Annotated in this window: 24 protein-coding genes and 1 pseudogene; 13 read left to right on the forward strand and 12 right to left on the reverse strand. The window is 60.8% G+C overall.

Translation table 11 applies throughout. The annotated features are described in order from the left end of the window. Together HMPREF2743_RS08885 and HMPREF2743_RS08890 are read left to right on the forward strand one after the other, a co-directional pair. A pseudogene (locus HMPREF2743_RS08885) lies at positions 1-779 on the forward strand (IS30-like element IS1513 family transposase); the annotation flags it as partial. A 462-nt stretch (positions 780-1,241) separates the two neighbouring features. After that, entirely contained in the window at positions 1,242-1,832 is a 591-nt protein-coding gene (locus tag HMPREF2743_RS08890; protein WP_246824492.1) for a hypothetical protein, read from the forward strand. Positions 1,833-1,866: 34 nt separating this feature from the next. Here HMPREF2743_RS08890 and HMPREF2743_RS08895 read toward each other — a convergent pair whose 3' ends face one another. Further along, a complete protein-coding gene (locus HMPREF2743_RS08895; RefSeq protein ID WP_083321626.1) occupies positions 1,867-2,919 on the reverse strand; it encodes a pseudouridine synthase in 1,053 nt (350 codons plus the stop codon). Between HMPREF2743_RS08895 and HMPREF2743_RS12775 the strand changes: the two genes are divergently transcribed. The 4 genes from HMPREF2743_RS12775 to HMPREF2743_RS08910 all read left to right on the forward strand — a co-directional run bounded on the left by HMPREF2743_RS12775 (position 2,855) and on the right by HMPREF2743_RS08910 (position 5,014). After that, entirely contained in the window at positions 2,855-2,995 is a 141-nt protein-coding gene (locus HMPREF2743_RS12775) for a hypothetical protein (protein ID WP_010188455.1), read from the forward strand. The genes HMPREF2743_RS08895 and HMPREF2743_RS12775 overlap by 65 nt on opposite strands. A 46-nt stretch (positions 2,996-3,041) precedes the next feature. Continuing rightward, positions 3,042-3,938 (forward strand): universal stress protein, encoded by an 897-nt coding sequence (locus HMPREF2743_RS08900; protein WP_070525981.1) that lies wholly within the window; start codon positions 3,042-3,044, stop codon positions 3,936-3,938. Positions 3,939-4,076: 138 nt separating this feature from the next. After that, entirely contained in the window at positions 4,077-4,337 is a 261-nt protein-coding gene (locus HMPREF2743_RS08905) for a GlsB/YeaQ/YmgE family stress response membrane protein (RefSeq protein ID WP_010188457.1), read from the forward strand. A gap of 68 nt (positions 4,338-4,405) precedes the next feature. Next, the gene (locus HMPREF2743_RS08910; RefSeq protein WP_070818610.1) at positions 4,406-5,014 is read left to right on the forward strand and encodes a TetR/AcrR family transcriptional regulator; all 609 of its coding nucleotides are present in this window, start codon (positions 4,406-4,408) and stop codon (positions 5,012-5,014) included. On the opposite strand, the gene yidC is transcribed toward HMPREF2743_RS08910, so the two are convergent. Then, entirely contained in the window at positions 4,971-5,957 is a 987-nt protein-coding gene (gene yidC / locus HMPREF2743_RS08915) for a membrane protein insertase YidC (RefSeq protein ID WP_070525976.1), read from the reverse strand. The genes HMPREF2743_RS08910 and yidC overlap by 44 nt on opposite strands. A 65-nt stretch (positions 5,958-6,022) precedes the next feature. Between yidC and HMPREF2743_RS08920 the strand changes: the two genes are divergently transcribed. After that, the gene (locus HMPREF2743_RS08920; protein WP_070525974.1) at positions 6,023-6,781 is read left to right on the forward strand and encodes a class E sortase; all 759 of its coding nucleotides are present in this window, start codon (positions 6,023-6,025) and stop codon (positions 6,779-6,781) included. Further along, positions 6,781-6,933 carry a hypothetical protein gene (locus HMPREF2743_RS12780; protein WP_168162400.1) on the forward strand — a complete coding sequence of 51 codons (153 nt, stop codon included), beginning with the start codon at positions 6,781-6,783 and terminating at the stop codon, positions 6,931-6,933. Before HMPREF2743_RS08920 ends, HMPREF2743_RS12780 begins: the two co-directional genes overlap by 1 nt. 36 nt (positions 6,934-6,969) lie before the next feature. Here the strand turns inward: HMPREF2743_RS12780 and HMPREF2743_RS08925 are convergent, their stop codons facing one another. Continuing rightward, positions 6,970-7,524 (reverse strand): DUF2020 domain-containing protein, encoded by a 555-nt coding sequence (locus tag HMPREF2743_RS08925; protein WP_070818611.1) that lies wholly within the window; start codon positions 7,522-7,524, stop codon positions 6,970-6,972. Here HMPREF2743_RS08925 and HMPREF2743_RS08930 point away from each other — a divergent pair. After that, a complete protein-coding gene (locus HMPREF2743_RS08930; RefSeq protein WP_070818612.1) occupies positions 7,523-8,695 on the forward strand; it encodes a sensor histidine kinase in 1,173 nt (390 codons plus the stop codon). The genes HMPREF2743_RS08925 and HMPREF2743_RS08930 overlap by 2 nt on opposite strands. 36 nt (positions 8,696-8,731) lie before the next feature. Then, positions 8,732-9,370: a LuxR C-terminal-related transcriptional regulator gene (locus tag HMPREF2743_RS08935; RefSeq protein WP_010188464.1), complete on the forward strand. Its 639-nt coding sequence runs from the start codon at positions 8,732-8,734 to the stop codon at positions 9,368-9,370. Here the strand turns inward: HMPREF2743_RS08935 and HMPREF2743_RS08940 are convergent. Together HMPREF2743_RS08940 and HMPREF2743_RS08945 are read right to left on the reverse strand one after the other, a co-directional pair. Beyond that, positions 9,367-9,684, reverse strand: coding sequence for a histone-like nucleoid-structuring protein Lsr2 (locus HMPREF2743_RS08940; protein ID WP_010188467.1), 318 nt, complete (start codon positions 9,682-9,684; stop codon positions 9,367-9,369). The genes HMPREF2743_RS08935 and HMPREF2743_RS08940 overlap by 4 nt on opposite strands. Before the next feature lie 105 nt (positions 9,685-9,789). After that, a complete protein-coding gene (locus HMPREF2743_RS08945) occupies positions 9,790-10,422 on the reverse strand; it encodes a DUF6474 family protein (protein ID WP_010188469.1) in 633 nt (210 codons plus the stop codon). Between the two features lie 76 nt (positions 10,423-10,498). Between HMPREF2743_RS08945 and HMPREF2743_RS08950 the strand changes: the two genes are divergently transcribed. Further along, a complete protein-coding gene (locus HMPREF2743_RS08950; protein ID WP_210383619.1) occupies positions 10,499-11,935 on the forward strand; it encodes a TM0106 family RecB-like putative nuclease in 1,437 nt (478 codons plus the stop codon). A gap of 127 nt (positions 11,936-12,062) precedes the next feature. Here HMPREF2743_RS08950 and HMPREF2743_RS08955 read toward each other — a convergent pair whose 3' ends face one another. Together HMPREF2743_RS08955 and HMPREF2743_RS08960 are read right to left on the reverse strand one after the other, a co-directional pair. Continuing rightward, the gene (locus HMPREF2743_RS08955) at positions 12,063-13,355 is read right to left on the reverse strand and encodes a copper oxidase (RefSeq protein ID WP_070525968.1); all 1,293 of its coding nucleotides are present in this window, start codon (positions 13,353-13,355) and stop codon (positions 12,063-12,065) included. An 11-nt stretch (positions 13,356-13,366) separates the two neighbouring features. Next, entirely contained in the window at positions 13,367-14,518 is a 1,152-nt protein-coding gene (locus tag HMPREF2743_RS08960; RefSeq protein WP_010188474.1) for an MFS transporter, read from the reverse strand. 70 nt (positions 14,519-14,588) lie between these two features. Between HMPREF2743_RS08960 and HMPREF2743_RS08965 the strand changes: the two genes are divergently transcribed. After that, entirely contained in the window at positions 14,589-15,485 is an 897-nt protein-coding gene (locus tag HMPREF2743_RS08965) for a LysR substrate-binding domain-containing protein (RefSeq protein WP_070818613.1), read from the forward strand. On the opposite strand, the gene HMPREF2743_RS08970 is transcribed toward HMPREF2743_RS08965, so the two are convergent. The 4 genes from HMPREF2743_RS08970 to HMPREF2743_RS08985 form a co-directional block, all read right to left on the reverse strand. Next, entirely contained in the window at positions 15,482-16,456 is a 975-nt protein-coding gene (locus HMPREF2743_RS08970; RefSeq protein ID WP_070818614.1) for an ArsA family ATPase, read from the reverse strand. The two genes, HMPREF2743_RS08965 and HMPREF2743_RS08970, sit on opposite strands and share 4 nt — an antisense overlap. After that, entirely contained in the window at positions 16,447-16,704 is a 258-nt protein-coding gene (locus HMPREF2743_RS08975) for a cory-CC-star protein (RefSeq protein WP_010188480.1), read from the reverse strand. The genes HMPREF2743_RS08970 and HMPREF2743_RS08975 overlap by 10 nt, the downstream gene beginning before the upstream one ends. Further along, the gene (locus HMPREF2743_RS08980) at positions 16,694-18,400 is read right to left on the reverse strand and encodes a carbon starvation CstA family protein (protein ID WP_070818615.1); all 1,707 of its coding nucleotides are present in this window, start codon (positions 18,398-18,400) and stop codon (positions 16,694-16,696) included. The genes HMPREF2743_RS08975 and HMPREF2743_RS08980 overlap by 11 nt, the downstream gene beginning before the upstream one ends. 302 nt (positions 18,401-18,702) lie before the next feature. Further along, positions 18,703-19,305, reverse strand: a complete 603-nt coding sequence (locus tag HMPREF2743_RS08985) for a superoxide dismutase (protein ID WP_046647628.1) — start codon at positions 19,303-19,305, stop codon at positions 18,703-18,705. 163 nt (positions 19,306-19,468) lie between these two features. Between HMPREF2743_RS08985 and msrA the strand changes: the two genes are divergently transcribed. Then, entirely contained in the window at positions 19,469-20,119 is a 651-nt protein-coding gene (gene msrA, locus HMPREF2743_RS08990; RefSeq protein WP_010188485.1) for a peptide-methionine (S)-S-oxide reductase MsrA, read from the forward strand. A 24-nt stretch (positions 20,120-20,143) separates the two neighbouring features. On the opposite strand, the gene HMPREF2743_RS08995 is transcribed toward msrA, so the two are convergent. After that, positions 20,144-21,985, reverse strand: a complete 1,842-nt coding sequence (locus tag HMPREF2743_RS08995) for an alpha/beta-hydrolase family protein (protein WP_070818616.1) — start codon at positions 21,983-21,985, stop codon at positions 20,144-20,146. Positions 21,986-22,107 lie beyond the last annotated feature (122 nt).

Below are 22,107 nucleotides of genomic sequence, written 5' to 3' on the forward strand. Positions count from 1 at the left end.
GACGTGTCTACTTTCCGGGGGTCAGGCCCGGGCGCATTAGTGCATGGCTTGAGCATGCTTTCAGCGATGATGAAAGCATGCGTATTTCCCACGAAGCGATCTACAGTGCCTTATACATTCAAGGCAAAGGCAGCCTGCGAGCCGAGCTTGAAGCAGTCATGAAGACTAAAGACGTACTTATCCGCGGCGGCGCAACACGCAAGCGTCGTGCCCGAAACGCTGGCGTGTTAACCGGTCGCCCTTGGATCAAAGGTGCTGAGATCACCCACCGCAGCCCGGAAGCTGATGACAGGGCTATCCCCGGGCACTGGGAGGGCGACCTTGTCATTGGTAAAGGTGGCAAAAGCGCGCTGATTACCCTAGTAGAGCGCACCAGCCGTTACACCCTGCTTGGACACCTTCCCGATGAGCACAGTTCACACACCGTGGTCGCAACCCTGCAGGACATGGTCAAAGACCTCAACACCGAGCAGCTAAAGACCATCACATGGGACCAAGGCGCAGAAATGGCTGTCACAGCACAAGTCCAGATTAAAGACGGCTGCCAGGTGTTTTTCTGTGAACCGCACTCACCGTGGCAGAGACCAACCAACGAGAACACCAACGGCGAGAACAGGCGCAGGTTCTACAAAAAGGGCACCGACTTTGCCACCGTCACACCCGAACATGTCGCGTGGGTGCAAAATGAGCTCAACGAAACACCCCGACAAATCCTCGGCGGCGCAACCCCACGTGAAATACTCAACGAACTATTCAAGCGTGGCGCATCCACCGCTTGATTCCGCCCTGCGAGTATGCACATCCAGGTCTGCACATTTAGAACCTGCTGAACCCAGTCCAACGTGGCCAGGCCCAGGCCCGTCCAACAAAGTTTTGGTGCACGCAGCTGGGCCACGTCTGTCGGTCCTGGAGAAAAGCTGTTCTGTTCGGCTTCCTCGGCAGGGTCAGTTACAGTTACGGCTGTGGCGACTGGAGAAATTAGCGCAGACCGTCAAAGTTGGGGGCGTTGCGTTTGAGCGACACGTTTGACCTTTGGGAACTTCCCTATGAGGGGAAGACTGTCTACGTCCTGTTTTGCAGCACGGGCGATCGTTTCTGCTTTAACAGATTTAGACGACACTTTAAGCCTTTCTACTTCGGGCGAGATTCGGTCGCGGGTTGCACAGTGTTCCATACCCCGTGGATTGATGGATAAGGTGCCGGCTGCATGTCTTATACGTGAGGGGCAGGTCGTTTCGCGCGTGAAGGACGTTGATCATTCGTTGGTCTTCAGGGAGAACGCGGCGTCAGGGTGGGAAGAGGACGGCCTGAGCCACTTCTTCGCGGGCAAGACTGTAGATGTCCTTGAGCCCGGTAGTCGTGCGGCGCGGGTAAGACTCCGTGATGGCTTTAAGCGGATCGACTTTCTTCCTGTTGGCAACGAGTCAGTACGGCAGAGGCGCGTTGAATTAGCCACACATCCCCATCGCGCGGGCGCGTGGGAAGTCAGCAGGAAGTTCGCATTGGCGGCGCTGTCCTTCGTTCTTTTGTTTTTCGGGCCGGCGATTCGTGACCGCCTAGAACCAGTGATTGACCCCGTGGCTAAGCGTGTTCCGGACATGCATAGCCGGGGTGAGTTCTACGGCATGGTGTTTGAGTTCTTCCAGATTGACCATGTGATTGATTTCGTGGCGTCTCTGTTCAGTTCGATTGGCGCTGTCGTCATTCCGCTCGCAGGCTTGGTGGTGGCCTACGTTGCCGGCTGGAAGGGCGCGCGGGACACGGGCACCTGGTGGGAGGCGGCCGGGCGTGCCCTTGGAAATGAAAGCGAGCTTCCGGCCTTCGAAAGGTGAGACGAAGCCCTTAACGGTGGTTAAAGGTTCCTAATTACGGGCTCAAAAAATGGTGGGATTCAAGTGGTAGTTGAGAGGAGAATTCTCGGGGCCCTCCTGTTAAAGGATCGACAAAGGAAATGCGTGTTGCCGTCAGATGCATGGGAATCCGCATGTCTTCGGCCTCTGCCGGGAAAATCACCGGGTATATGGGATCACCAATAATGGGGATGCCTGCCTGAAGCATGTGTAGGCGGAGCTGATGGGTCTTTCCGGTATGTGGTTTGAGCGTGTATCGCGCCAACGCCGGAAGCGACCCATGCAGCATTTCGTAGGGGTTCTTATCTACTGGTTCCACGGCGGCTACTTCGGTGATGGCGTTGACCTCGCCCTCGACGATGCGCCCTTGTAGCTCCCCCGGGGTCTTCTCCATGCGGGAGCGCCAGATGGTGCCGGGGGAGACGTCGGCAAGCGGGGCGATGGCCTCGTAAGTTTTGGTGACGCGGCGCTCGGCGAACAGCGTTTGGTAGGCGCCCCGAACAGAGCGGTCCTTGGTGAAGACGAGGAGGCCGGAGGTGAGACGGTCTAGACGGTGCGCAGGCGAGAGGTCGTTGTTCCCGGTCTCCCGACGCAGGCGGACGGTGGCAGTCTCCGTGATGTGGCGGGCGCGAGGCATCGTGGCCATGAAGGGCGGCTTGTCGACGACCAGGAGGTGCTCGTCTTCGTGCAGGATTGGGATGCCGTAAGGGACGGGTTGCTCAGGAGCGGGTATGCGATAGAAGTACACCACCGCGTTGGTGGCGAGGATGCTGTCGGGGCGAAGAGGGGAACCATCTTGGCGCACAACTTCGTTGGCGTCGAATCGTGTCTGAAGAGCGGCCTCGTTGTCCTCGGGATGACGATGGCGCTGCGTGGTGATGAGATTGTGTACGAAGTCCCACGCGGTGATTGGTCCGTCGGGCACGCGAGCGTGGGTAGGGTTTAGCCCATCGCGGATAGGAAGTGGTGTTGCGCCACGCCTTTTTTGCGATATTCTTTTTCCCATGGATTTCAACTCTATTCTCGCGCCCGTCATCGATTTCTTTTCCAATGGTATCGGTGCCGTGATTCGTGACATTGTCGTGGCCGCCTACAATCTTCTTTTCCCTGCCAACGCAGATGCTGCGACCACCCCACAGGTCTAGTAATAGGTATTAGACTGAAAGTGTAAGCACTTCGAAAGGAAAGGTCATGGCAAAGGAAGACATTGTCGTCGTAGCCGTCGATGGTTCGGAAGCGTCGAAGAACGCCGTCCGCTGGGCTGCCAACACTGCGGTGAAGCGGGGTATCCCACTGCGTATCGCATCGAGTTATACGATGCCGCAGTTCCTCTACGCCGAAGGCATGGTCCCGCCGAAGGAGCTTTTTGATGACCTCCAGGCGGAAACCTTGCAGAAGATCGAGGAGGCCCGCGCCGAGGCCCACAAGGTTGCCCCGGATCTGAAGATTGGTCACACCGTGGCCGAGGGTTCCCCGATCGACATGCTGTTGGAGATGTCCAAGGACGTCACCATGATTGTGATGGGTTCTCGCGGTATGGGTGGTCTTTCTGGAATGGTCATGGGCTCGGTTTCTGCCTCCGTGGTCTCCCACGCCTCATGCCCGGTGGTCGTAGTCCGTGAGGATAACCACGTCACGGAGTCCACCAAGTATGGTCCTGTCGTCATCGGCGTCGATGGATCCGAGGTATCCCAGAAGGCGACGGATTACGCCTTCAAGGAAGCGGATGCCCGTGGCGCAGAGCTGATTGCCGTTCACACGTGGATGGATATGCAGGTGCAGGCTTCCCTGGCCGGCCTCTCCGCCGCACAGGCTGAGTGGGCTGAGGTGGAGAAGGAGCAGGCAGAGCTGCTGACTGAGCGCCTGGCTGAGTTCCAGGAGAAGTATCCGGATGTTCAGGTCAAGAAGGTTATCGCCCGTGACCGCCCGGTCCGTGCGCTGTCCGAGGCTTCCGAAGGTGCACAGCTGCTGGTTGTCGGTTCCCACGGCCGTGGTGGCTTCAAGGGCATGCTGCTTGGCTCCACCTCCCGCGCGCTGCTGCAGTCCGCACCGTGCCCGATGATGGTGGTACGTCCGGACTCGGAGTAACCATCGCATAACCCCGCTATAACGATTCGGACCCATCTATTGGATATATGGTGGGCCCGGGTCGTTTTGGTGTTTTAACGCGTACGGTGGGGGTACGTAGATAAAAGCTATTTACTGTTTAGAGAAGGAGTGAGTGACATGGGACTTGGTCTCGGTTTCTTTGGTTCGATTGTTGTTGGCATCATTGCGGGTTGGCTCGCAGAGAAGATTATGAAGCGTGACCAGGGGCTGTTCACTAACCTCATCGTTGGTGTTATCGGCGGCCTCATTGGTGGCGGTTTGCTGGCGCTCTTTAACAAGAGCGTTGGTGATAGCTGGTTCTTGATGATTATCACTGCGACCGTCGGCGCTTGTATCCTGCTGTGGATTGTGGGAGCCATTACGGGCCGCAAGAAATAATAATTCGCATACATACCGGTTTGTCTATATTGTATAGATGAACCGGTTTTGTCATGTAAGGAGAAGAAATGGCCGAAAAGAAGTCGCGACGCAATCGCCCGAGTCCGCGTAGCCGACTACTCGAATCCGCCACGCGGCTCTTTACCACCGAAGGTATTCGCGTCATCGGAATCGACCGCATTCTGCGCGAGGCAGATGTGGCAAAGGCTTCGCTCTATTCTCTTTTCGGCTCCAAGGATGCCCTCGTTATCGCATACGTCGAGGCCCTTGACGAGGAGTACCGCGCGGATTGGCAAAAACGCACCGAGGACGCCACCGACCCAGAGAGCAAGATCTTGGCTTTCTTTGACAAGGCCATCGAAGAGCAGCCAGCCATGGAGTTTCGCGGATCGCACTTCCTTAACGCGGCTGGCGAATACCCACGCCCAGAGACAGACGCCGAGCGGGGCATTGTGTCTGCTTGCGTAGAGCACCGCACGTGGATTCATTCCACCATCACGGTGCTGCTTAACACTAAGAATGGCTACCCCTCAGAGGAGCAGGCGAGCCAGATTCTTATCTTCCTTGATGGTGGCCTGGCCGGCGCGCGCCTGACCCGCGACGTTGCCCCGCTCGTTACCGCGAAGCAGCTGGCTATTCAGCTTCTGTCGGCGCCTCCGGCCGATTATTCGATTTAAGAATCTTTCGTGCCTCCGCCACAATCGCTGAGTGGCGTTTGCGGGCAGCAGCCACTTCTTCCTTGTGTTTGGGGTCTTCCTTAAGGCGCCGTTTAGCGGCCTTCTTCTCTTTTTTCTCTTCCTTATCCCGCCAGCGTCGAATGCTCTCGCGCCGTAGTTCGTGGACAGCTTCTGGTAGAGGATAACGGCGGCGCAGGATGAATTCATACACCAAGGTCTGTAGCAGGGTAAAGAGATAGGTGCAGCCCCAGTAGAAGATGATTGTCACGGGGATGGGGCCGTTCCAGGCCACTGACCACAACATCCAAGGGATCAGAATCACCATGAGTGCCATGAACCATAGCAGGCGGCGCGGTATTTTCTGATCGAAACGCGTGGTGAGGTAGCTGCGGTAGAGCGTGATCAGGGTGTTGAGGGATGTAAACACGAGCGCCGCCAGAAGCATCGGCAGGATCAAGTCGTGATGTTCGCGAGCGAAATCGGTCAGGGGGACCCCAAAAACTGTGGAGTTGCGGAATGAGGAGACGTCGTCAAGCGTGAGCATTCCTACTGGTTCATTCGTGGAACCGGAAACCCTAAGCACCACTTGGTAGAGCCCGATGAAGGCCGGAGTGATGAGAAATATGGGAAAGCATCCCACCGCAGGGTTGTGCTGAAAGCGTTTATTGAGCTCACGCTGCTGGGTCAGGATAGTAACGGCTTCTTCGACCGAATCAGCCTGGTTGAGCTGTTCGTCGAGCTTGGTCATCTCCGGGCGTATGAGAGCGCCAATGCGGCCTTGTTTTACCGAGAGCCAATTGAGCGGGGCGATGATTCCGCGGACTGTGAGTACCAAGAAGACGATGGTGAGAATCCACGCCATCGAACCGTCCAGGAAAGAAGCAAATAGTAGGTTCCAAAGTTTCATGATTCCGGAGACCGGGTACATGAAGATGCTGATCATCGCCTTTTCCTTTTCCTGCAGGGTGGTGGAGCATCTACACATTACAGGGAAGCTAAGATGCTGGTATGCCTCACCCCACTGCACGCACTCGACCGACCGTAGGTACCGTCATCGGTGAGCTTATGCTGACGGCCGGCGTGCTGTTGCTGCTTTTCGCTTTCTATGAGTCCTATTGGACCAACATTAAGTCTGGCCAGATGCAGGACCAAGCCAATGAGACGCTTGAGGAAGAATGGCACAACCCGCGTGGAGGGGGTCACGCCCCGAAGCTTGGTGAGGCCTTCGCGCGCCTCTACATACCGGCCTTTGGCTCGGATTTCGCTTTCGCGGTCCTGGAAGGTACCAACGAGGATGACCTATTGCGTGGACCCGGCCGCTACACGGAGACGCAGATGCCCGGTGAGCCGGGAAACTTTGCTGTAGCTGGGCACCGCGTGGGCAAGGGCGCTCCTTTTAATGATCTGGGAAACCTGGACACCTGTGATGCCATCGTCATCGAAACCGAAACGGAGTGGATCACCTACCGTGTTTTGCCCATTGATGGTGTCCCGGGCGACTGTTTTAGCCCAGAGCAACAGGCCAAACCGGAGTACCAGCCGGTGCAGGGCCGCCATATCACGCTGCCGGGCGATGTCAGCGTGCTCCAGCCCATCCCCGGTGCGGAGGGGGTTGAGCCCAGCGAATCCCTACTCACCCTCACCACCTGCCACCCGCAGTTTTCCAATGCGGAGCGCATGATCATTCACGCGATGGAGACCGACCGGGAAGCTAAAGCACCCGGCTCAGATGACAATGACCGCCCCGCCGTCTTGGAGGAGAACTAATGTATCGCGCACTCTGGAACTTGTTGCCTGGCCCCACCGCGGTGAAGGCGTTGTTGGCGCTGGCTCTTGCCGCGGGGGTTTTCTTCCTGCTCATGGAGGTTATTTTCCCCTGGGTAGCGGCGCAGATGCCCTATAACGACGTCGCCGTTTAGGCCTTTTACCGTTTAGGTGTTTACGTGCTTAGGTCTTTATAGACCTAAGCGGTTGATCGCTTCCTGCGCTATGAGCTGGGGTTTGAGGGTCTGCAGCTGATTCGACCACACCACGACGGCATGGTTGTCCTTCTGCACGGCATAGACCGTGTGATCCTCAAAGACACCGCGTCCGCCTGACCACCCATCGAATTCGGCGAGCTCCGTGTCCTCCACCGGTGCAGCCCAATCCACGACCGCCCGGGCCTCCTCCACGCTGGGCATCTGCCGCACCAGGACGGTGGCTTGTGGGTCCTCAGGGTAGGACCAGAACACGCAGGCGGGGGTGCTAAAGCGCTTGTCGACGCCCCACCGTGTCATCCTTTGTCCATTCGTATCGGCCACCCACTGGGTATCCAAGTAAGGGCAGTCTTCCCAGTCGCTGACCTCGGCGGTAGCGTCCGCGGGCAGGCCGTCGCCTGCGTTGAGTTCTGGCGCGGGGCTGGTGGTGTGGGCGCTGTTGGTGAGGTCCTGAGCCTCCGAGCACCCCACGGTGGCTAAGCCGATACCGATCAGGCAGGCGGCAAACGAGGGAAGTAGGCTGTGGCGCATGACGTCCACATTAGACCAGCGCTCAGTTGAATCGGATGCCCTGCGCAATGGTATTCACGTCCTGACAGCGACGCTGCTGGTGGTGGCGATTTTTACCACGGTGCGCCTACCGCTGTGGCAGGGCGTGTTGAACCTCCTGCTCCTGGTTTCCTTTGCTGTGGTTTACTTCGGGGGATCGGCTTACTTGGAGGTCCTTCCGCGCGTCGCGCGTTATGGCTGGATGGTCATCCTCACGGTGTTGTGGCTCGCTGATTTGGCAGTGGCGCCCGCGGCCATCTACCTGGTGTTTTCCCTGTACTTTGTCTACCTCTACGTGCTGGAGATGATCCCCGGTGTCATCTGCGTTATCGCGGCCACGGTGATGACCGTGCTGGTGCAGATACCGGGTGGGCTGTCCTTCGGCGGCATCATGGGCCCCGCGGTATCGGCCCTGGTGACAATCGCGATTACCTACGCCTTCCGCGCGCTGAGCCGTATGAACCAAGAATTGGTGAAGACCCGTTCGCAACTCGTGGAGTCTGAGCGCACGGCCGGAATGACGGCAGAGCGCCAGCGCATCGCCCACGAAATCCACGACACCCTGGCGCAGGGCCTGTCCTCCATCCAGATGCTGCTGCATGCCGCTGACCGTGACCTCGACCAAGAAGATATTCCCAAAGCACAAGAGCGCATTGAGCTCGCGCGGCGCACCGCAGCGGATAACCTTCATGAAGCGCGCGCCATGATTGCGGCACTTCAGCCGGCGGCACTATCGGAAACTTCCCTGGGAGCTGCCATGACGCGGATGGCGGATAACTTCGCGGCAACCGGTGGGGTCGACGTGTCTGTGGACGTTGAGGGCGATACGCAGCAGTTGCCCATGAAGGTGGAAGCGGCGTTGCTGCGGATTGCGCAGGGGGCGATGGGGAACGTCGTCAAGCATGCCCATGCCAGCAAGGCGCGGGTCACCGTGACCTATGCGCCGGATGAGGTGCGCGTGGACGTGGTGGATAACGGCCAGGGCTTTGACGTCGCGGCGGTGGAGAATAAGCCGGCGGGTTTGGGGCATATTGGTCTATCGGCCATGCGCAGGCGTGCAGAGGAGCTCGGCGGAGAAGTCGTGATTGAATCCACGCCAGGCGGCGGCACGGCGGTCTCAGTTAGTGTGCCCTTAGATAACGATGTAGATTAGGAAATTGTCCACACCGTACCAATGAGGAGGAAGCCCGTGATTAGGGTCTTGCTTGCCGACGACCACGAGATCGTACGCCTAGGTCTACGCTCGGTGCTCGAGGGGGCAGAGGATATCGAGGTAGTGGGCGAGGTAGCTACGGCTGAAGCTGCTGTGTCCGCGGCGCAGGCGGGCGGCATCGACGTCCTCCTCATGGACCTGCGTTTTGGTGCGGGCATCGAAGGCACGCGCGTGATGGGTGGCGCGGAGGCAACCGCTGCCATCCGCTACTCCATGGAGAATCCCCCCAAGGTACTCGTGGTGACCAACTATGACACCGACGCGGATATCCTTGGAGCGATCGAGGCTGGAGCGGTGGGCTACCTGCTGAAGGATGCGCCACCGGTCGAGTTGCTCGCGGCGGTACGCTCGGCGGCCGAAGGAGATTCGGCACTCTCGCCCGTGGTGGCCGATAAGCTGATGACCCGCGTGCGCACCCCGCGCACCTCCCTTACCCCGCGCGAGCTTGAAGTATTGAAGCTGGTGGCGGCAGGATCCTCCAACCGTGAGATCGGTGTGGAGCTGATGTTGTCAGAGGCGACGGTGAAGTCCCACCTAGTCCATATTTACGATAAATTGGGCGTGCGCTCCCGCACCTCCGCCGTGGCTGCTGCCCGCGAGCAGGGCGTTCTTTAAAGGTTGTTGGCGTTGCGGTACGCCAAGATGACATCGTTGGGGATCTTTCCGCGCTCAGCTACCTGATAGCCGTGCTTGGCAGCCCACACGCGGACATCGGCCGGCTTATAGCGGCGGGTGTCCTTTTTGACGGGGTGGCGGGCAGCTTTCACGAAGGGTTCCAGTGCCGCGTGGAACTTGTCGGCGTTGTCCTGGGACACGTCGAGGAGATAGTCCTTACCGTCAACGCTAAAGCGGATGACGATCAGCTCTTCCTCGCTGAGGGGCTTGTTATCGATATCGTCAAAGAATTGAGTGATTTCGCGGCGGGCCATGAATCTCCATTCTGGCTTAACAATGATGATGCGCCGCGACGGCTGCCCTCCCCGCCCGGGGGAAGGTAAGTGCGGCCTGGAGGTAAGAGCGTGCGCGCCACAAGGCTAAGCGCGCAGCTTGGACTGGATTTCCTCGTTCAGCGAGTCGATCTCTCCGGAGATGGAGCGGTGCGCGCGCTGACGCTGTTGGTCGGTCATGTACTCGGCATTGTCAATCGCGGAGTCAAGCTCGTTGAGGCGCTCCTTGACGTCGCGCTTGAAGCCAGCGGGAAGCTGCGCGTCCTTGAGGGAGTTGCGGATGCCAGCCGTGCGGGCCTTGAGCGGCGCGCCGTGACCGGAGAAGGACGCTAGCTGCTCAGCGCTGACTCCGGCCTTCTGCGCGCGCTTCTTCTCCACCTCGCGCTGGGCAGCGGTGATGCCGCGGTAAAGCAGGGGCAAAAGAAGAGGTGCTGCGGTACGCAGGGCGCCGGCATAACGCTTGACGTTGTTCTTATTAAAACGGCCCTGCTTAATGCGTTCGAGTTCCTTCTTGGCCATTTTGTACTCGTGCTTGCGGCGATTCTTCAGGCCCTTTTCCTCAGACTTGATAAGCGCCTTCTCTTGCCTAGCCAACAGCTTTTGTTGGCGGTGCTTGGCCTTATCCGCAGCCTTGACCTCTGCCTTTGCGCGGGTCTTAGCGGCCTTGATCTCAGCGCGGGCCTCACGGCGGGCCTTGCGGATCTTCTTCATAATGCCCATTGAAACGTCCTTTTATTTAGCTATCTTTAGGGTCTCGCTACAACTCTAGCAAGGTGGTCTACTAAGCTCACCTGCTGTGAAGGATGTGCTCGTTGCCACGGATCTTGTGGGCTGCCGTTATCGCTTAGTGCAGCGCCGCGCGCATCCTGAGATCCCACGCACCGCGGTGAGCCAAGCCCGGGCGGAGCGCCACGCCGCGGCCATTGATGCTGCACTTAGCCGCCTCCCCAAAAAGGGGCCGGGCCGGTTCCGCCGGATCGACCTGGAGGGGGATGATTTCGAGCGGGCGCTTGCCACGCTGGAAGCACTTGTTCGCGGCTATACGCACATTACGAACGCGGTCTTTTCGACCTCCGAATGGATGGTGCGTGTGGAGCTCCTCGTGCGTGACGGGGATAAATACAGTCCTGTCATCGTCTCCGATCACCGCGTGGCCCGCCCGCACGAGGGATCGCGCACGCTGGTTGTTCCCACCCACCGCTTGGGGTTGAGTGAGCCGCTCCCGGCGAAATACAAAATTCGACACCATGCCGTCGACGGCTACCGCTTAGCCTTGGCCGCGCGGGGTTTGGAGGAAGTGGGCCTGAACTCTGGCAGGGGCGCGGCGATTGGCCAGGACCGTAGCCAAGCTTTTGTCACGGATACCTCGCGGTTCGCTATTGATGAGGCATTGGCGCAGCCACTTCCCACTGAGCCGCGCCGCGTCAAAGAGTGCGCTTCCTGCCGCTTCTGGCCCTTGTGTCAGGAGGAGCTCGAAGCCCGCGATGATATCTCCCTCTTCCTGCCGGGCGACCGCGCTAACCCCTACCGCGAGCGTGGCATCACGACGGTGCAAGGGCTTATCGACGCCTCTCTCGGCGCCCCCTCCGCCCTCGCCGCTGCCTGGCGCGAAGACATCCCACTGTTGCGCCGCGAACGGGTTAGTGTTCCCCGAGCGGATGTCGAAGTTGATGTCGACATGGAGGCCTACCTGGATCAAGGCGCATACCTCTGGGGTGCGCTCCTGGACGGTGAGTACCATTCATTCGTTACATGGGAACCGCTCGGTGGCCGCGCGGAGGCGGAAAATTTTGCCGAGTTCTGGGAGTGGCTCATGGGGGTGCGTGCTGAGGCACATGCGGCTGGAAAGACCTTCGCAGCCTACTGCTACTCCGCCCACGGTGAGAACCATTGGATGCGCAGATCCGCCCAGCGCTTTTCTACACCGAACCTGCAGGAGGTGGAAGAGTTCATCTCCTCGGAAGAATGGGTAGATATGTTCGTCCACGTCAGGCGCAGTTTCGCCGGTACTGCGGGGCTGGGTCTGAAGACCGTGGCACCGGTTGCGGGCTTCGAATGGCCGGAAGAGTTTGACGGCGAGGAATCCGTTAATGCCCGCCGCGCCGCACTTGCCGGTGACACAGACGCGCGTGCACAGATTCTGCGCTATAACGCGGGCGATGTGCGCGCTACCCACGCCGTCCGAGAGTGGATGTCCGATGACGCGCCGGGAGTATTACCCCTCGAGCCCTAGCAGGCCCGCCTTATCTCCTGTTTGCACACCCCCAGACCTGAAACCCGCAACCTGCAGGTGGGGCGTCGCCAAGCGCTTGCCGACGCCCACCGCTCACCAGGAGGTTGCGGGTTTCAGGTCTGGGGATCTACACAATGAGGCTGATTCCGCCGAGGATGATGAGTACCGCAAGGGCCACCCAGGCCTGGTCCCAGTCTGTGGTGTTCGTCGGGGCTGGACCTTCAGCCTTCTTGAGCAGCACGGCTTTCTGGGCCTTGACCGCGCGGGCGGTGAGGATGGGGAAGACAGCCAGGGAACCAAGGCAGAGCAGCGAGGCAGCAACCATGGTGAGGGAACTAGAGGTGGCTAGCCACAGGGCGAGTCCGCCATTAACGAAGACGGAGCGCCCCAGGCCCCAGCGGTTATACTCGCGCAGGCCAGCTCGCACCGCTGAGGGGCCGCCGCCCATAGTGGTCGGGAGCATGTAGCCCATGACGCCGATGAGCAGTTGAGCGCCAAAGCCTACGACGAGCGCGAGCATGGGAATCTTTGGCTCGCTGGAGAAGAAGTGCTGGGTGGTGAAATAGATCAGACCGCCGAGCAGCCAGAAAGAGGAAAAGAGCACGGAAAGTGCCGGGAAGCTAATGCGTCCGCGCGGGTCATGGAGCACGGTGAGGACGTTGACTAGCCAGCCCTGCAGGCTGAGCGCCCAGCCCAGGCAGTAGAGGATGAGGCCTACCTGCGGAATATTCCAGATGCTGCCCACCAGAGTGGCGATGACGCCCAGGCCCAGCAGGGTAAAGCTTAGGCCCATGCGCGGATTGATTCCTTTGGTGCGCCAGATGGACGGGAACAAGATGGTGAGTGAACCGGCCGCCGCTAGACCCACGAAGCCGCCAATATTGGCGGCCACGTGCGCGATGAGCAGGCGCGGATGGGAGGGATGCGTTGCGAGGAAAGCGCCGAGACAAGCACCCACGGCAAGGAAGAGGGCTGAGGCCACGTAAGCGGCAACGACGGGACGGAATCGTTTGGATTCCGCGCGGCGCCACAACATAAAGAGGGTCATCCCGTGCCAGGACACCGCAAGAGCCACAAGTGTGGCGCCGATCTGCGTGAGTACCCAGTGCAGATCCCAGAATTCGGTAAGGAGCTGACCCACGAGGGTGAAGATAACGCCTGTGTTCAGCAGATAGATGCGTGCGAGCTGCCTCGGGCGGGCCGACATCGGAACTTTGAGCTGCACGAATTTTTCGGTGAGGTGCTGGGACCACACCACGATGCTGTTGCTGAGGATGCCCAGCGTGAAAAGGTGGATGAGGACCCAACGGTAGTTCGGGATAAAGGTATGGATTGCGCCCGCGAGAAGAAAAACCATCATCCACAGGCTGACAGGGCGGGATGCTTTCCTGTGCCACGTGCGCGGCGACCACTTATCCATAAAACACGAGTTTATCCGGTTTTTCTCACCATCCAACTCAGCAGCGCGATACCAGCGGCGAGGGCAGCGTAGACGGCGATGAAGCCGGTCCACGACAGGGAATCAAAGAGCACGCCGGCCAGCGCGCCCAGGATGGAGCTGCCGAGGTAATAGAAGAAGACATAAAGGCTGGAAGCCTCCGCACGGTCATGGGTAGCGATGTGGCCCACCCAGCCCGAGGCAGTAGAGTGCGCGGCGAAGAAGCCGATGGTGAAGAGCACGATGCCCAACAGGGTGGGGATGAGCGACCCCATGCAGAGCGCGATGCCCACGGCAAAAAGCAGGCACGACAGCAGCAAGGTGTTGGCGTGGCCCACTTGGCTAACCAGCCGGCCAGCGCGCGCCGAGGACCACGTTCCGGTGAGGTAGAAGAGGAAGACCAAGCCGGCCAAGCCCGGCGAGAGATGGAAGTGGTCGATGAGCCTGAAAGCTAGGAAGTTATAGAGGGAGACGAAGGTACCCATCGCCACGAAAGCCACGATGAACAAGGGGATAAGGCGGATATCCCGGGCATGGCGAAAAATCGCGCGCAGCTCTGATCGAAAGTGGATTTCCTTGGGCGTGAAATTCTGCTGGTAGGGCAGCAAAATAGCGGCGATAATAGCGAGGATGAGCGTGACCAGGCTGGAGCCCGCTAGAGCCCAGCGCCAGGATGTGAGCTCGAGCAGCCCGGTGGGGATGAGGCGGCCGGTGAGCCCACCGATGGTGGTGCCGGCGATATACAAGCCCATGGCGCGGGCGACGTAAGAGCTTTCCAGTTCCTCTGAGATCCAGGCCATGGCGGTAGCGGGCGCGCCGGCGATGACGGCCCCCTGGAGCGCGCGGGTGGCGATGAGGATCTCTGGATTGGGGGCCAGCGGAACGAGCATGCCGATGAGCGTGGCCGCGATGGTGGACACGAGCAGCAGTTTTCCGCGGCCGATGCGCTCGGAGATGATGGACACGGGGATGACGCAAATAGCCAGGGCACCCGTGGCCGCGGAAATGGTCATGGCGGCTTCCGTGGGGGACATGCCCATGTCCTCCACCAGGGTAGGCAGCATGGCTTGGGTGGGGTAGAGGCAAGAAAAAATTGCCAGGCCCACGAAGAGCATGGCAATGGTGGCGCGCCGCGTTCTGGTCATGCACCAAGCATGGCCTAGCGCGGATTATGTGTAAAATGTCCGAAAGTTACATAAATCATGCGAGGTGTGCATGAATCTGGAGGATGTCCGCGGAGTCGTCGCCGTGGCCGACCATGGCCTCGTCGGCGCCGCTGCCGACTCCCTCGGGCTCTCCCAATCCGCGTTGACCCGCCGCGTTCAGCGTATCGAGACGGCCGTGGGGGCCAGCCTTTTTGAGCGCAGCGGCCGACGCCTGCGGCTCAATGCGCGCGGCCGGGCCTTCGTGGACCATGCGCGGCGGATGCTCTTGTCGGAAGCCGCCGCGCGCGATGCCGTCTCCCGACTTATGGATCCGGAGCGCGGCACCGTGCGCCTCGATTTCATGCATTCCCTCGGCACGTGGATGGTTCCGGAGCTGCTCAAGGCCTATCGCGCCAGGCACCCCCACGTGGATATTCGCCTGCACCAGGGCGCGGCCCGCGAGCTCGTGGACAGAGTAGCGGCCGGCGAATCCGACTTGGCGCTCGTCGGTCCCCGGCCTATAAGCCCGGGCCCGCTGGGCTGGCACCAGCTCAAGCTGCAAAGACTCGGACTCGCGGTGCCGGAAGGGCATTGGGCTGCCGGAAGAAACAGTGTGCGCATGGAAGGCTTTCGCGATGAGCCCTTCATCGGCATGTTGCCTGGCTATGGAACACGCATGCTTCTCGATTCCCTAGCGAGCGAGGCCGGTTTTAGCCCGCGCCTCGTCTTCGAATCCATGGAGCTGACCACCGTGGCCGGCCTCGTGGCCGCCGGACTGGGATCGGCGTTGCTGCCGCTTGATGACCCGTACCTGAAAGCCCGCAACCTCATTCCCATAGAACCCGAGGCCTATCGCGAGCTGGGGTTGGTGTGGCGCGAAGGCGATGATGCCCCGCCGGTTGAGCACTTCAAGGATTTCGTGGTGGCCCGCACCGCCGAGGGCAGTAGCTTGGTCGAGGCCGATTAGCTGCCGAAGGGAAGCTCGGCGGCCAGGGCGGCGAGCGCCTCGGGGGTGGATACCTCGTGCGGCAGCCAAGGCAAGGTGTGTACCGGCTGGCCCGGCAGCTTTTCAGCGAGCAGCGCCAAGGCTGCATCCTCTGAGGAGCGGCGCTGTTGAAGAAACTCTTCCGTGCTTTCCGGAGTGCGGCGGTTGACCAGCAGTCCACCGCAGTGCACGCCATGGGAACTCAGTTCCGCGAAGAACTCGGAGGTTTCCAACACCGGGGTGCGATCCGCGGTGAGGACGAGGAAGAAGGACGTGGTGGCTTCGTCGGAAAGCACGGAGCGCAAACGCTCGAAGCGGCGGCGGCGCTTGAGCAACGTGGAGCGGATCTCCTGGTTACGGCGGTCCACCGGGTCCTGCGAGCTGGCGGATACGGCCTTCTCCGCCGAGGTCATGCCGCGCACCACCGCGCCGAACTTATCGGATTTCTCGCGCCGCGCCAGCAGTCCATCGGTATACGCGGCCATGATCTCCGGCAGTGCCATGAGCCGCGAGGTGTGGCCGGAGGGCGCGGTATCGAAGATGATGTGCTCAAACTCCCCACCAGCCTGCTGCTCTTCGACGAGCTGCGCGATGCGCTCCAACATCGCTGCCTCGTGCGTGCCAGGCGAGTGCCGGGCCAGGTCCACGTGCCGGCCGACCTCGCGGTGGAGGCGCTCCGGCATGAAACGACGCATCTGCTTGGCGACGCCCTCCAGGTGCTCCTCCGTTGCCCGCGCCGGGTCGATCTCGATGACGCTTAAGTGGGGGCGGATGGTTGTCGGGACGTCGCCAAGCGCGGTGCCAAAGATATGCCCCAGGTTGTGCGCCGGGTCCGTGGATACCAGCAGCACGCGCTTGCCTTCCTGGGCCAGGCGCAGGGCGGTGGCGGTGGCCAGCGTGGTCTTACCCACCCCGCCCTTGCCGCCAAAGAACATGATGGGGGCTAGCAACATGAGATTCCGTTCAACGGTGAGCGCTCCATGCCCATGCGCGTGTGCCAGGCATGGAAGTCTTCATACATCAGCGGCAGCAATTCCAGGGTGTAGTAGCTGGCCGGATTCGGCAGGCCGAGGGCTTCCGAGAGGACCAACAACATGAAGAGATCGTCTTCCTCCTGCTGCGCTTTGGCAAAGGAACGCCGATAAGGCGCGGAGTAGAACTCGTCCAGACCGCGCCCAAAAGCCTTCAGTTTATCGAGCATCGACCGGCAGGGGAGGCTCGATGTCTTCGTCCTTCCACACCACCTGCGGGGCCGTGCGCGCACGGGAAATGGCGGTGATAGCCTCGGCGATGACCCAGATGGCGGCGACGATGATGACGGCATCGATAACTAGCAGGAGCCAGTTTCCGGCCTGGAACAGCGTCTTGAGCTGTAGCACCGCTGCCCACAGGGACATGGCGGTAACGAAAACCAGCGGGAGCAGCACTGGCCACGTTGGGCGGCGCAGCTGGGTCAGGATGACCACGATGATGGACAGCGTGAGGCCGGCCATGAGCTGGTTCGTGGTGCCGAAGAGCGGCCAGATGAGCATGCCGCCGGAGCCGTCAACACCGGTGGAGAAGGTCAGGCCCAAAGCGCAGGCGACGGCGATGATGGTGGCCACCAGGCCGCTGAGCTTGATGTCCATGAGCTCGGCAGCCTCCGAGACCACCATGCGCTGCAGGCGCACGCCGGAGTCCATCGTCGTCGCGGCAAAGAGAACGGCCATGGTGGCCAGGATGGTGGCGGAGAGCGAAGTAGGGATGCCCAGGCCTTCGTTCATGAGGGCACCGCCGCCCTGCACGAAGGCCTCGACGCCTCCGGCATTCCATTCGTTGTAGACGGCTTCCCAATCGGCGGCGGTCTTGAAACCAGATGTGGTGGCCACGATGGTGCCGAGTGCGAGGAGTCCCTCGCCCACGGCGCCGAAGTAGCCGACGAAGCGGGCGTCGGTTTCCTTATCCAGCTGCTTGGAAGAGGTACCGGAGCTCACCACGCCGTGGAATCCAGAGACGGCGCCGCAGGCGATGGTGACGAAGAGGAGCGGGAAGATGCCTGGCGTGCTGTCCGGGACGTGATCCGACACGGTCGGAGCGACAACCTCGGGGCGGGTGACGAGGAAAGAGCCGTAGAGGATGATGAGGCCGACGAAGAGCTGCAGGCCGTTGATGTAGTCACGCGGCTGCAACAGGACCCACACCGGGAGCAAGGAGGCGATGAAGGCGTAGACGAAGAGCAGGATGATCCACACGCCGCGGTCCGGGATGCCCAGGACGGTTTCCGGGAGGGCCAGCGGGACGCGGTCACCGATGATCATCAGCGCGTAGAGCGCGGCGACCCCCACGATGGAGACGATGGTCAGGTTCCAGCGGAAACGGTAGATGGCCTGGCCGATGAGCAGGGCGACGAGGATGGCACCCCAGGTGGGGATGACGGCGGTGGGCGTCGAAATCAGCAGGTTGGAGATGACCACGGCGAAGGCCGCGTTAACCATGAGCAGCAGCAAGAAGATCACGACGAGGAAGAGCGCGCGCCCGCGGGCGCCGATATAGCGTCCAGAGAGCGTGCCGATGGACTGCCCGCGGTGGCGCTGGGAAGCCCACAGCGCACCCAAGTCATGCATTCCGGCGAAGAAGACCGTGCCGAGTGTGACCCAGAGGAAGGCTGGCAGCCAGCCCCAAATCACGGCGACGGCGGGGCCGATGATGGGAGCCGCGCCCGCAACCGAGGTGAAGTGGTGGCCCCACAGCACGTATTTGTTAGTGGGGACGTAGTCGACGCCGTCCTCCATGGTGTGGGAGGGCGTGGAAAAGCCCTCGGAGAGTTGGTACACCTTCGATGCGAGGAAGCGCGAGTACAACAAGTACCCCGCCAACATCATGGCGAGTCCGATAAACACGAGAAGTAGTGAGTTCACAAAACCACCTGAAGAGAGTCAATTGAGATGGCGCATCAGCGTTGACTCCTCAGCAAGAAAATCAAGCCTGTAATACGCATCCCTGCGTGCAGGTGGTGTGAATTATGCCATAGCTATTTTCTGAAGGTGGGTTTAATTTCTAAATCTCTATAGGGAAAGTTGGGGCGGGTGGGGCAGAAGGGGTGTAGGTCATCACCGCCCACGGTCTGCAGACGGTGATGAAAACGCGAAACCGCGCCGAGCCTCAATGAAGAGAACTCAGCGCGGTCGAAGCTACATGGCCTTAAAGGAGGCCACAGTGCTTACTTGGTGGCAGCAGCGTAACGCTCAGCAACGTCATCCCAGTTGAAGACGTTCCAGACAGCCTTGACGTAATCAGCCTTCACGTTCTTGTACTGGAGGTAGAAGGCGTGCTCCCACATGTCCAGCATCAGCAGCGGGGTGAAGTTCACAGAAATGTTGCCCTGCTGATCGGTCAGCTGCTCAATAATTAGGCGGCCAGCAACGTGGTCGTAGCCCAGAACTGCCCAACCGGAGCCCTGCAGGCCGGTAGCAACGGCGGAGAAGTGAGCCTTGAACTTCTCGAAGGAACCGAAGTCGCGGTTAATAGCCTCAGCCAGCTCGCCGGTGGGCTCGCCGCCGCCGTTCGGGGAGAGGTTCTTCCAGAAGATGGAATGGTTGGTGTGGCCACCCAGGTTGAAAGCAAGGTTCTTGGACAGTGCGCGGATAGCGTCAGCGTTAGCCTCGCCGTTGCGCTGCTCCTCCAGGGCCTCGAGCGCAGCGTTAGCGCCAGCAACGTAGCCAGCGTGGTGCTTGGAGTGGTGCAGCTCCATGATCTCAGCGGAGATGTGCGGCTCCAGAGCGTCGTATGCGTAGTCGAGTTCCGGAAGTTCGTAAACAGCCATTTGTGTCATCCTTTCTTTGGGGTACGAGGCCCCATGGTAGGGCGCGGATGAGGATTTGGCCACAATATTTTTTCTATGGGAGAGGCCCTGAACAAAAACCTGGATTGTGGGCAGCGCAGCGGAGTATAAGGGGAGGGCAAGACTAAGCGAAGGAGAACCCAGCATGTTTCTTTTCACACCAGAACCCAAGCTGGTGGCGGCGGAGGACGCCCTTCCCGGGCGCGCCGAGCCCGTCCTGGACAACCCACAGCCCCACGCGGTGCTAGGCACTCCGATTACCGGCCCGTGGAAAGAGGGACAAAAATCCCTCATCATCGCTATCGGCTGTTTCTGGGGCGCGGAGAAGATGTTCTGGGAAACTGAGGGCGTGGAGTCCACGTCCGTGGGCTATGCGGGAGGTACCACCCCTAACCCGACGTACTACGAGGTGTGCCGTGGGCTGACCAACCACGCGGAGGCGGTGCAGATTACCTATGATCCGCAGCGCGTGAGCCTGCGCGACCTTGTGGTCAAGGCCTTGGAAGCTCACGATCCGACTCAAGGATTCCGCCAGGGCAACGACGTGGGTACGCAGTACCGCTCGGCCTTTTATCCAGAGACTGAGGAGGAACGCGAGGTGATCCAGCAGCTTGTGGATTCCTACGCAGGCAAGCTTGCCGACGCCGGCTTCGGCGCCACCACCACCGAAGTCACCCTCCTCAGCGAGACGGACTCGGGGGAGTATTACCTGGCCGAGGACGAGCACCAGCAGTACCTGCACAAGGTGCCCAACGGTTACTGCCCGCACCACAGCACCGGCGTCAAGTGTGGCTAGCGCAGTGAGCGCACGTGCGTGCGGCTAGAGCTGTTTGCGTACGTGCGTGCGGAAGTCAGAAGGTTTATTGAGCTGGTCGCGCTCCACAAAATCCCGCATGCGCTCAGCTAGCTCCGGAGTGAGCTGGGTGCGCGTTTGGGATCCGAGGACGGAATCCCAGTACCAGAAGGTTTCCTCGAAGTAGTTATGCCCGTGGCCGCCCGGCACGTTGAGCGAGTTGATCTGGTCCAGTGCTACCTGCCAGAAAGTGATGAACGGGTGCCAGCGCAGGTTTTTAAAGGTATCTGCGTACAAGGTCTGCGGGGTCGGCTCGTGGATCCAGTTGGGGCGAGCATAAATGAGCTTGCTATCCCACCACACGATGGCATCGGAGGCGTGCTGTCCTATCGCCACGCGCGGGCGCTCCCAGGGACCGTAGGGTTCGCCGAAAGCATCGTGTTCCATGTGGGCGGGGACAGCGGCGAAGCGGAGGTGCCGGCCGCCGTCGACAAGCGGCAAGCGCTCCAAGGAGCCGCGTTCACGGTGCAGGCGCCGCATGAAACTGGTCATCCGGGGCGGCCCAGTGAAAACCGCACCATCGCACGCCGCCAGCAACTCTTCGACCGTCTCGTAGTTTTCCACGATGGCATAGCAGCCCAGGGATTCGCCGCTTAAGTACAGCTTGGGGCGATTGTCCTCGGGCAAGAGCTCGAGGCGGGCGTGAACGGCGGCAATGAGCTCGCGCGCAAAAGTGCGGGAGAGGTTCTTATCCACCAGGTAAGAAAACATGGAGGGCAGGTAGTCGAATTGCAAGGCCACGGTGGCGCAGTTGCCGCGCGTGAGGAATTCATAGCCACTGACCGAATAATTATTGATCCAGCCTGAGCCGGAGGGCATCTGCAGCACGATGGTGTCGCGGTGGAAGGCCCCCGTGCGGTCCATCTCCGCCACCGCGTGGCGGGCAGCGGCGTGCGGACCGCGGCCGCGGATGAGGCCGATGTAAATGCGTATTGGTTCGCGTGCTCGGTCAAAGTGCATGACCTCTTTGATGTCCTGGGCGCGGGGGCCGCGGTCGAGAAAAACCCGGCCTTGAGAGCCGACAGCCGTCCACTGCTCGTGGGACCATGGACTGCCAGAGCGCTCCGGCTCCCAGGGCATGACGGAGCCCGGATAGACGAGCTTGTTGAGGGCAAGGCCCTGGATAGTGGCCTTGCGGAGCAGCCGGCGCCAGACCATGCGGTCGCTGGCCACAGCCGCGGCGAAGCCCACCGCGCCGCCGGCTAGGGGCCAGGCAATCCACCGGGGCAGCCAGCGCTGGACCTGGAGGGAAAGCTGGGTGACGGTGAGCTGGGCTGCCTCCCCCACGATGAGCAAAGCGCCGTAGCCGGCGGTGCCCGCCACCATGCCTAGTGCGGCGGATTGCGGGCCGCGGTCATTGAGCTTGCCCACGAGGCGGGCCTGCTCCGTTTGGTTGCGCAGGGAGCGTATGCCCGCGATGAAGGTTCCGAGCCCCAGTAGGTAGTAGGAAAAGCGCCGAGTGGTAGGGCCGACGCGGTCCTGGGGGCGCCGGCCAGCGTGGTGTAGCGCGCGCTTGGCCGCGAAAGCCGCGGTGGTGGCGGCGAGGTGTCCCGCGCCTTGGCCGATGGCCACGTTGGCAGCGGTAACCCACCACGGGCGTGGCAAGAGCGACGGGGAGACAGCTGCCCAGGTCGCGACTTCGGCGCCGAAGAGCCCGGGCCACATATTTTGGGGCAGGCGCCGCCTGCCGGTCATGCGCATGCCGGGGGTGAGATCGCTGATGAGCTCCAGCGAAAAGATGGCAGCCTGAAGTCCCGTGCGGGCGGTCCTGAGGGCGATGCGGCGCGCAAGTTGACGCATGCTGGCCATTGAACCAGCTTTGGGGCGGACGTGCAGTGATGCCACTAATCAGACCCAATCGGGCGTAAAAATGTGAGATCGGACTACCGAACCTGTGAATTCGGGCGCATAACGAGCAAAACTCGGACATT

The sequence above is a fragment of the Corynebacterium sp. HMSC036D02 genome, from assembly GCF_001836165.1.
Lineage (GTDB): Bacteria > Actinomycetota > Actinomycetes > Mycobacteriales > Mycobacteriaceae > Corynebacterium.